Source organism: uncultured Microbacterium sp., assembly GCF_913776565.1.
GTDB lineage: Bacteria > Actinomycetota > Actinomycetes > Actinomycetales > Microbacteriaceae > Microbacterium.
In genome coordinates, this window is record NZ_CAJYPF010000189.1 from 1 (window position 1) to 8,440 (window position 8,440).

General features: G+C 70.8%; 9 protein-coding genes and 1 pseudogene. 2 read left to right on the top strand and 8 right to left on the bottom strand.

What is annotated here, in order from left to right; genetic code table 11:
• The 7 genes and pseudogenes from QZ433_RS10505 to efeU all read right to left on the bottom strand — a co-directional run.
• A pseudogene (locus tag QZ433_RS10505) lies at positions 1-252 on the bottom strand (SAM-dependent methyltransferase); the annotation flags it as partial.
• Positions 253-318: 66 nt separating this feature from the next.
• A complete protein-coding gene (locus QZ433_RS10510; protein ID WP_295783004.1) occupies positions 319-513 on the bottom strand; it encodes a hypothetical protein in 195 nt (64 codons plus the stop codon).
• Between the two features lie 150 nt (positions 514-663).
• Positions 664-1,308 carry an FMN reductase gene (locus tag QZ433_RS10515; RefSeq protein WP_295783020.1) on the bottom strand — a complete coding sequence of 215 codons (645 nt, stop codon included), beginning with the start codon at positions 1,306-1,308 and terminating at the stop codon, positions 664-666.
• 1 nt (position 1,309) lies between these two features.
• Entirely contained in the window at positions 1,310-2,515 is a 1,206-nt protein-coding gene (locus QZ433_RS10520) for an LLM class flavin-dependent oxidoreductase (protein ID WP_295783023.1), read from the bottom strand.
• A 149-nt stretch (positions 2,516-2,664) separates the two neighbouring features.
• A complete protein-coding gene (gene efeB / locus QZ433_RS10525) occupies positions 2,665-3,984 on the bottom strand; it encodes an iron uptake transporter deferrochelatase/peroxidase subunit (RefSeq protein ID WP_295783025.1) in 1,320 nt (439 codons plus the stop codon).
• A 2-nt stretch (positions 3,985-3,986) separates the two neighbouring features.
• Positions 3,987-5,216: an iron uptake system protein EfeO gene (gene efeO / locus QZ433_RS10530; protein ID WP_295783007.1), complete on the bottom strand. Its 1,230-nt coding sequence runs from the start codon at positions 5,214-5,216 to the stop codon at positions 3,987-3,989.
• A 65-nt stretch (positions 5,217-5,281) separates the two neighbouring features.
• The gene (gene efeU, locus QZ433_RS10535; RefSeq protein ID WP_295783010.1) at positions 5,282-6,229 is read right to left on the bottom strand and encodes an iron uptake transporter permease EfeU; all 948 of its coding nucleotides are present in this window, start codon (positions 6,227-6,229) and stop codon (positions 5,282-5,284) included.
• Between the two features lie 206 nt (positions 6,230-6,435).
• On the opposite strand from efeU, the gene QZ433_RS10540 reads away from it, so the two are divergent.
• Positions 6,436-7,452 carry a 2-oxoglutarate and iron-dependent oxygenase domain-containing protein gene (locus tag QZ433_RS10540; RefSeq protein WP_295783013.1) on the top strand — a complete coding sequence of 339 codons (1,017 nt, stop codon included), beginning with the start codon at positions 6,436-6,438 and terminating at the stop codon, positions 7,450-7,452.
• 284 nt (positions 7,453-7,736) lie between these two features.
• Here QZ433_RS10540 and rpsO read toward each other — a convergent pair whose 3' ends face one another.
• Positions 7,737-8,006, bottom strand: coding sequence for a 30S ribosomal protein S15 (gene rpsO, locus QZ433_RS10545; RefSeq protein WP_108319161.1), 270 nt, complete (start codon positions 8,004-8,006; stop codon positions 7,737-7,739).
• Positions 8,007-8,171: 165 nt separating this feature from the next.
• Here rpsO and QZ433_RS10550 point away from each other — a divergent pair.
• Positions 8,172-8,440, top strand: a 269-nt coding sequence (locus tag QZ433_RS10550) for an MFS transporter (protein WP_295783018.1), incomplete at its 3' end; no start/stop codon positions are given.

Consider the following 8,440-nt stretch of genomic DNA (forward strand, 5'->3'; position numbering starts at 1 on the left):
CCGCTCGCAGCGCAGGACGTCGAAGCGCTCGTCGAGTGCCCCGCGCAACAGCTCGGGGGTGTACAGGATCGCCGGGTCGCGCGGCCCGTGCCCTCCGGCGGCGATGTTGTCGATGTCATGCCCGACCACCACGAGCGTCCCGCCGGGTGCGACCCACTCGGCGATGCGCGCGACCGCCGCGGCGCTGTCGGGCAGGTGCAGATAGCACGACACGACCAGATCGACACGCGCCGCGGGTTGCCACGCGTGCACATCTCCCTCGACCCAGTCGACCGCGTCACCGCCGGGCCGCGCGGCGGCGAGCGCGAGACCCGCGCTCTAGAAGTCCAGACCGGTGCACCGCCACCCGTGCTCGGCGAGCCACAGGGCGGTCCGCCCGTCTCCGGTCGCGACGTCGATCGCCGTACCCGCGGGCAGCGCGCCGGTGATCTCGCGGACGACGGCGGGCGGCTGAGTGGCCCACACTCCCCCGGCGGAGGCGCGGTAACGCTCGTCCCACTGCGCAGCATCCATTCGGACTCCTTCTGCTCGCCCCCCCACCCTAGAGCGCGGGGTCGGCGCGGGGCACCGTCTTGCGGCGCGCACATCCTCCGCGATGTGCGCACCCTCGGCCGGGGCACGCCGAAGCCCCGCCGCCTCGGGACGACGGGGCTGACGCGGGGATCACTCCCCCGACAGACCACCCAGAAGGTGTCCGAACGACCGGCCCTCGCCGAGGTACGACGAGGGGTCGAAGGGATCCGCGTCGCGCACGGGCTCACGGGCTGCGATGGCGTCGGCGAGCTCCCGTGCGCCGCGGTCCACCCGCGCGCCGAGAGGTGCCACCTCGTCGGCGTTCGCTCCCCAGTCGCTGGATGCCGCGAACACCCCGGTCGGCACGGGATTCGCGTGCAGGTAGGTGAACAGCGGACGGATCGCGTAGTCGATCGCGAGCGAATGGCGAGCCGTACCCGCGTTGGCGCCCAGCAGCACCGGAGTGCCGTTCAGCGCCTGCGGGTCGAGCACGTCGATGAACGATTTGAACAGGCCCGAGTAGCTCGTCGAGAAGATCGGCGTGACGGCGATGATGCCGTCGGCCGAGACGACCGTGTTGATCATCTGCTCCAGCGCGGGCGGCGCGAAGCCGGTGAGCAGGTTGTCCGTCAGCTCATGGGCGTAATCGCGCAGCTCGAACACGTCCGACGTCGCGTCGATTCCGCGTTCGCGCAGCTCCGCGAGCACCGCGTGCGCCAGGCGGTCGCCCAGCATCCGGGTCGACGAGGGCGTGGACAGCCCCGCGGTGACGACCGCGATGCGACGGGCGGCCATCTCAGGCACCCACCTTCGTCGCGGCGGCGCCGAACGCGCTGCCGGAGCGGGGTGCGGCATCCTGGTACGGGCTTCCCGAGACCATGTTGTCGCCGCGGTTCGCGCCGGGCACGGCCTGACGCGGGGCCGCTCCGGCGTAGATCTTCTCGACCAGGTTGGCGTGCGTGGGGGCGTCGGGCACCTCGGCCGGACGGTTCTTCTGCAGCTCCTTGCGCAGGACCGGCACGACCTCGCCGCCGAGGATGTCGAGCTGTTCGAGCACCGTCTTGGTCGGGAGCCCGGCGTGGTCGATGAGGAAGAGCTGGCGCTGGTAGTCGCCGAAGGTCTCGCGCATTGCGGCGTAGCGGTCGATGATCTGCTGCGGCGAGCCGACGGTCAGCGGGGTCATCTCGCTGAAGTCCTCGAGGCTCGGGCCGTGGCCGTATACCGGGGCGTTGTCGAAGTACGGACGGAACTCCCTCACGGCGTCCTGCGAGTTCGCGCGCATGAAGACCTGACCGCCGAGTCCGACGATCGCCTGCTGGGGCGTGCCGTGGCCGTAGTGGGCGAAACGCTCGCGGTACAGCGTGATGAGGCGCTGGTAGTGCTCCTTGGGCCAGAAGATGTTGTTCGCGAAGAAGCCGTTGCCGTAGTAGGCGGCCTGCTCGGCGATCTCGGGCGTGCGGATCGAGCCGTGCCACACGAACGGGGGCACGCCGTCGAGGGGACGCGGGGTCGAGGTGAACCCCTGCAGCGGCGTGCGGAACTTCCCCTCCCAGTCGACGACGTCCTCGCGCCACAGCTTGTGCAGCAGGTCGTAGTTCTCGATGGTCAGCGGCAGGCCCTGACGGATGTCCTTGCCGAACCAGGGATAGACCGGGCCGGTGTTGCCGCGGCCGAGCATGAGGTCGGCGCGACCGCCCGAGACGTGCTGCAGCATCGCGAAGTCCTCGGCGATCTTCACCGGGTCGTTCGTGGTGATGAGCGTCGTCGAGGTGGTGAGGATGAGGCGCTCGGTCTGCGCGGCGATGTACGCCAGCGTCGTCGTGGGCGATGACGACCAGAACGGCGGGTTGTGGTGCTCGCCGAGGGCGAAGACGTCGAGTCCCACCTCTTCGGTGTGCTTGGCGATCGTGAGCGTGTCCGCGATGCGCTGTGCTTCGCTCGGGGTCTTGCCCGTGGTCGGGTCCTGGGTGATGTCGCTCACCGTCATGACACCGAACTGCATGCCGGGCCAGTTGCTCGTCTCGTTCACGATGCGCCTCCTGTTTGTATGCATCTGAATATACATGGGAGAACGCCGGGCGGTGAGATCTATTCCCGGGCCGCCGGCCCCCGGGCATCCCGGGGCGGGCGGCGGCGGGAGGTTCCGGCGCCTCAGGCGCCCATGAGCCCCGCCCCGATCGACGTGCCCGCCGCGGGCGCGGGCGGAACGGCCCACAGCCCCGATCCGACGTGGCGCAGGTATTCGCCCATGGCATCCGTCGCCAAGGACCGCTGCACGGTGATGTACCGCTCGGGACTGCGCTGGAACGACAGGAAGAACAGACCGGCGTTGAGTCGGCCGAGGTCGGTCGTCCCGTCGACGAAGTTGTACCCGCGGCGCAGCAGACGGACACCGCCGTTCAGGTCGGGGTGGGCCAGCCGCACGTGACTGCGCTCGTCGATCGCGGGCTTTCCCGTGGCGCCGACGGCGGCGAAGTCGGGGGCGGTGAACTCGTCACCGCCCGACAGCGGCGCGCCGTCGGCCTTGTCGCGACCGACGACCCGATCCTGCTCGGCCAGGCGCGTGCGGTCCCAGGTCTCGATGAGCATCGCGATCCGGCGGGCCACGAGGTACGACCCGCCCGCGAGCCACGCCGGGCCCTCGGATGCCGGCACCCACACGTTCTCGTCGAGGGCGGCGGTGTCGTCGGCCAGGATGTTCGCGGTGCCGTCTTTGAACCCGAAGAGGTTGCGCGGGGTCGCCTGCGCGGCCGTGGTCTTGGACGTGCGTCCGAACCCGAGCTGCGACCACCGGATCGTCGCGCGCCCGAAGGCGATGCGGCTGAGATTGCGGATCGCGTGCACGGCGACCTGCGGATCGTCGGCGCACGCCTGGATGCACAGGTCACCGTCCGAGCGCAGCGGGTCGAGGTCGTCGCCGACGAACGCGGGCAACCGTTCGAGCGCGCCCGGCTTCTGCGCCTCGAGACCGAAGCGCTCGTCGAAGAGCGACGGGCCGAAACCGAAGGTGATCGTCAGGTTGCTCGCCGGCAGCCCGAGAGCCTCGCCGGTGTCGTCCGGCGGCGCCTCGGGCGACCCGCCGACGGCGCCCGTCGCGCTGACGTCGAGACCCTGCATCATGCGGGTCGCGGCGTACGTCCAGTCCGACAGCAGTTCCGCCAGATCCGCGCGCGTCGTGCGGGCCATCATGTCGTATGCGGCGAAGTGCAGGTGGTCCTGCACGGGTGTGGTGATCCCGGGCTGATGGATGCCAGCCCCCGGGGCCACCGCATCCGTCGCCGCCTGCGCCTGCGCGGTGCCGTACGCGGCCCCGCCGACCAGGCCCGCCCCGGCGCCGACGACGAGGCCCGTGGCCCCGGCACCGATCGCCAGGCCGAACAGGCCCCGACGGGAGAGACCGGTGGCATCCGTCCGCTCGTCGGAGAGGGCACCCGCCTCGACCGGCGTGGAGGACTGCTCTTGGTCGGTCACGTTCACTCCAGGATCGTCACCGTGAGCTGCGACAGCGGCTCGGCGAGGGCGTTGATGAGGTCGGTCAGCTGACGCTTGTCGGCCTCGGTGAGCTGCGGGTAGGGCACGAAGCCGGCATCGGGCGAGCCGTGCGCGGCGAGCGCCGCCTCGAGGTCGGCGTACCCGGCGTCGATCCGGCTCACGAGCGAGGCACCCTTGTCGCCCTTCGATGCGGCGAAGTCGCGCACGAGCGAGAAGGCCATCTTCGAACCCTCGACGTTGGCGGCGAAGTCGTGCAGGTCGGTCTTGGACCACCAGTCCTCTTCGCCGCTGATCTTGCCGGTGGCCACCTCGTCGAGCAGGGCGATCGCACCGTTGGAGATGCCCGCCACGCCCTGCGCCTCGAGCGTCTGGGTGAACTCGTCGGAGTGCACGTAGTCGTACAGCTCCTGGGTGTCGGCGATCAGCTTGTCGCCGTAGGTGGCGCGCTCGGCAGTGGTCGAGGGAGCCCAGTCCTTCCACGCGGGGGTCTCGCCGTCGGCGTTGAGCGCGTCCTGCGCGGGCGCCCAGAGGTCCTTCTCGATGCGGTGGAACCCGGTCCACTCCAGTCCCTCGGCGACGGCGTCCACCTCGCGGTAGTCGATGCGCGGGTCGAGGTCGCCCAGCGCCTCGGCGACGGGCTCGATGCGCTCGTAGAAGGCGCGCACGCGCGGGAACTGCTCGCGCGCGGCGGCGTCGTCGCCGGCCTCGTACGCGGCGGCGAAGGTCTGCACGGCGGGGACGAGCTGGCCGGTCTGGTCCTTCACGAACGCGGCGTACAGGTCGACGGCCTGCTTCTTCTGCTCGGCGTCCGCTCCGTCGAGGGCGACCGCCTCACCGGTGACCGCGAAGGCCTTCTTGCCGACGCCGTCGCCCACCATGCCGGGCTTGCATAGGGTGAAGTAGTCTCCGGGCTGAGCGACGACGGTGAGGCTGCGCGAGGCACCGGGGGCGATGTTCTCGACCTCGCCGACGATGCGCAGGCCGTCCGAGGCGAGCAGGTAGAACTCCGTCACCTGATCGCTCTTGTTGTCGATCTGGAACGCCACGGTTCCGCTCGGCGCGCTGCTGGAGGACACCGCGCAGTCGTCGGCGGTCGAGGTGACGGTGAGCGCGCCGGTGCCGGCGGCGTCGGCCTTGGCGACGCATCCCGACAGGGCGAGGGCGGCGACCCCGGCCACGGCGGTGGCCGCGAGCAGGCGTGTGGGATTCATGGTGCTCCGTTCGGATTCGGAAGAGGCGGATGCCGCGGCGTCGGGAAGGCGCGCGGATCCGGGAGTCAGGAGGTGACGGCCGCGGCGCGAGCCGACGGGACGACGGTGGTGGCCGCGGTCGCGCGCGGACGACGGCCCGCGCGCACGCCCCGGATGAACAGCGGGACGACGACGGCGATGTAGATCACCCACGCGATCACCTGCAGCCACGTCATCTGCGGCATGAAGCCGACCGTCGCCTGCAGGATCGCGGCGAGCGCGCTGTCGGGGGCGATCACGGTCGACAGGTCGAAGGCCCAGCCGAAGGGCAGACCCGCCCAGCCGACGGCGACCGCGCCGGTGGCGGGGTCGATCGGGGCACCGGCGCCGAAGGGGCCGGGCAGGACGCCGGCCTCCTGCAGGTCGTGGAACGCGTAGGCGAGCACGCCGGCGGCGACGACGACGAGGAAGCCGCCGGTCCAGGTGAAGAAGCGGCCGAGGTTGAGGCGCAGCATGCCGCGCGCGATGAACCAGCCGAGGACCGCAGCCGTGGCCAGGCCCAGCAGGGCGCCGAGGAGCGCCTCGGCGGACTCGCCGAACGACTGCACCATCGACCACAGCAGCAGGGTCGTCTCGACGCCCTCGCGCGCGACCGAGACGAATCCGATCGCCACGAGAGCCCACACGCCGCCGCGCAGAGCCTTGTCGACCCCGCCCTCGAGACCGCTCTTGAGGGTGCGGCCGGCCTTCTGCATCCAGAAGATCATCCACGTGACCATCGCCACGGCCACCAGCGAGAGTCCCCCGCCGAGCATCTCCTGCGCCTCGAAGGTGAGCATGTAGGCCCCGAACGTGAACACGGCGCCGATCGCGAGCGCGAGGCCGATTGCCAGACCGACGCCGGTCCACAGCTTCGGCAGGGCGTCGCGGCGACCGACCCGGGTGAGGTAGGCGACGAGGATGCCGACGACGAGCGCGGCCTCGAGGCCCTCGCGGAGGCCGATGAGGAAGGTGGCGAAGAAGCTGGCAAGCACGGGCAGGTTTCCGACTTTCGGGACAAGGGATGCCGCGACGTTGCGGGTCGGTAAGGACAGCCTCACCTGACTCAGACAGATTACGCACTTTCGGCGCGGCGCGCATCCCCCACGTGGCCCCGATGCAGGGACCGGCCGCTCCGGGCGCGGCGGTAACCCTCGGCAACATTCGCGCGGTCGACCGCGAGCCGACCTAGCCTCGATGCATGTCCGAGCTCACCCTCCCGATCCTCGACCTCTCGCTCCTCGACCAGGGCCCCGACGCCGCCGCCCGGTTCCGCGACGATCTGCGCGCCGCCACGCACGACGTCGGCTTCTTCTACCTCACCGGTACCGGCGTCAGCGCCGAGCTGGAGTCCCGACTGCTGCAGGCGGCGAAGGATTTCTTCGCCCTCCCGGATGCCGACAAGCTCGCGATCGAGAACGTCACCAGCCCGCACTTCCGCGGCTACACGCGCGTCGGCGGCGAGCTCACCCAGGGCCGCGTCGACTGGCGCGAGCAGATCGACATCGGCCCCGAGCGGGAACCCCTGGTCGACCCCGACGGTCCCGGGTACAACCGTCTCGTCGGCCCGAACCTGTGGCCCGCGGCGCAGCCCGAGCTGCGCGAGGTCGTCGCGGAGTGGCACGACCACCTGACCGGTATCGCCCGCAAGCTCCTTCGCGCGTGGGCGCTGTCTCTGGGGGCCGAAGAGCAGTACTTCGATCGGCACTTCGGCGACCCGCAGACCCTCATCAAGATCGTCCGCTATCCCGGCAAGGACGACCCCACCCCCCAGCAGGGCGTCGGCGCGCACAAGGACTCGGGAGTCCTCACCCTGCTGTGGGTGGAGCCCGGCAAGGGCGGCCTGCAGGTCGAGCGCGACGGCGAGTGGGTCGACGCTCCCCCGGTCTCGGGCGCCTTCGTCGTCAACATCGGCGAACTGCTCGAGTACGCGACGCAGGGGTACCTGACCGCGACCAACCACCGCGTCATCTCGCCGCGCTTCCCGGACGAGCGCATCTCGGTGCCGTTCTTCTTCAATCCCGCGCTCGACGCGCGGCTGCCGATCATCGACCTGCCCGCGGAGTTGGCGTCCGAGGTCCGGGGAGTCACCGACGATCCGAGCAATCCGATCCACGCGACCTACGGCGAGAACGCCCTCAAGTCGCGCCTGCGCGCTCACCCCGACGTCGCCGAGCGCTGGCACCCCGACCTGCTGGCCGCGCGCTCGGGTTCCTGATCCGCGCGCGGTCCTCCGCGCGATAAACGCCGGTCCTGCCCACACACGCGGCGACGCACCGTGTCTGGGCAGGATCGGCGTTTATCGGCGATGTCGGCGGTGAGCCCGACCGGAGCGCGGCCGGGCGGGGCGGACCGGGGCCGACCGACGTCAACCGGTCCGGCGCGGGCGGCGCAGGCCGGGGGCGAGGAGCGGAGTCACGCGGCATCCGGGAACGGCGAAGGCCGCCCCACACCGTGGGGCGGCCCTCCAAGAATGTTTTGCGCGATAGAACGCTGGTGCGATTAGCGACGCAGACCGAGACGCTCGATGAGCGAGCGGTAACGGTTGATGTCGACGTCCTGCAGGTAACCCAGCAGGCGACGGCGCTGACCGACGAGCAGGAACAGGCCACGGCGCGAGTGGTGGTCGTGCTTGTGTGCCTTGAGGTGCTCGGTAAGGTCCTTGATGCGCTGCGTCATCATCGCGACCTGCACCTCGGGGGATCCGGTGTCACCGGGGTGCGTCGCGTACTCTTCGATGATCGCCTTCTTGACGTCTGCTTCGAGTGCCATAGATGGGATCCCCTTCCTTCTCATTGCGCGGCGCCCGTCACACGACGTGCGAGCTCTCTTTATCCGCGGCCGATCGAACGGCAACCGCATGAGTCTACCAGCCCTCGGCCCGGTGCACGAACGGCACCGGCGGCCGGTGTCGGCGGGCTGGCGTAGCCTCGATCCGTGCAGCCGAGCGACCCCGTGACCACCTCCCGGGCTCGCCGCGCCCTCATCGACGTCCGACCGCTCACCACCTCCCCCGCGTTCGCCCGACTGTGGATCGGATCCACCCTCGCCGGCCTCGGCGGCCAGCTCACCGTCGTCGCGGTCATGCTGCACGTGTTCGAGCTGACGCAGAGCACCTTCGCGGTGTCGATGATCGCGGTGGCGGGGCTGCTCCCCATGGTCGCCGCGGGTCTGTACGGCGGCATGCTCGCCGACGCCTTCGACCG

Coding starts and splice junctions, on each gene's coding strand:
- QZ433_RS10515 (WP_295783020.1), bottom strand. CDS start 1,308: ATGGCCGCCCGTCGCATCGCGGTCGTCACCGCGGGGCTGTCCACGCCC.
- QZ433_RS10510 (WP_295783004.1), bottom strand. CDS start 513: ATGGATGCTGCGCAGTGGGACGAGCGTTACCGCGCCTCCGCCGGGGGA.
- rpsO (WP_108319161.1), bottom strand. CDS start 8,006: ATGGCACTCGAAGCAGACGTCAAGAAGGCGATCATCGAAGAGTACGCG.
- QZ433_RS10540 (WP_295783013.1), top strand. CDS start 6,436: ATGTCCGAGCTCACCCTCCCGATCCTCGACCTCTCGCTCCTCGACCAG.
- efeO (WP_295783007.1), bottom strand. CDS start 5,216: ATGAATCCCACACGCCTGCTCGCGGCCACCGCCGTGGCCGGGGTCGCC.
- QZ433_RS10520 (WP_295783023.1), bottom strand. CDS start 2,515: ATGCAGTTCGGTGTCATGACGGTGAGCGACATCACCCAGGACCCGACC.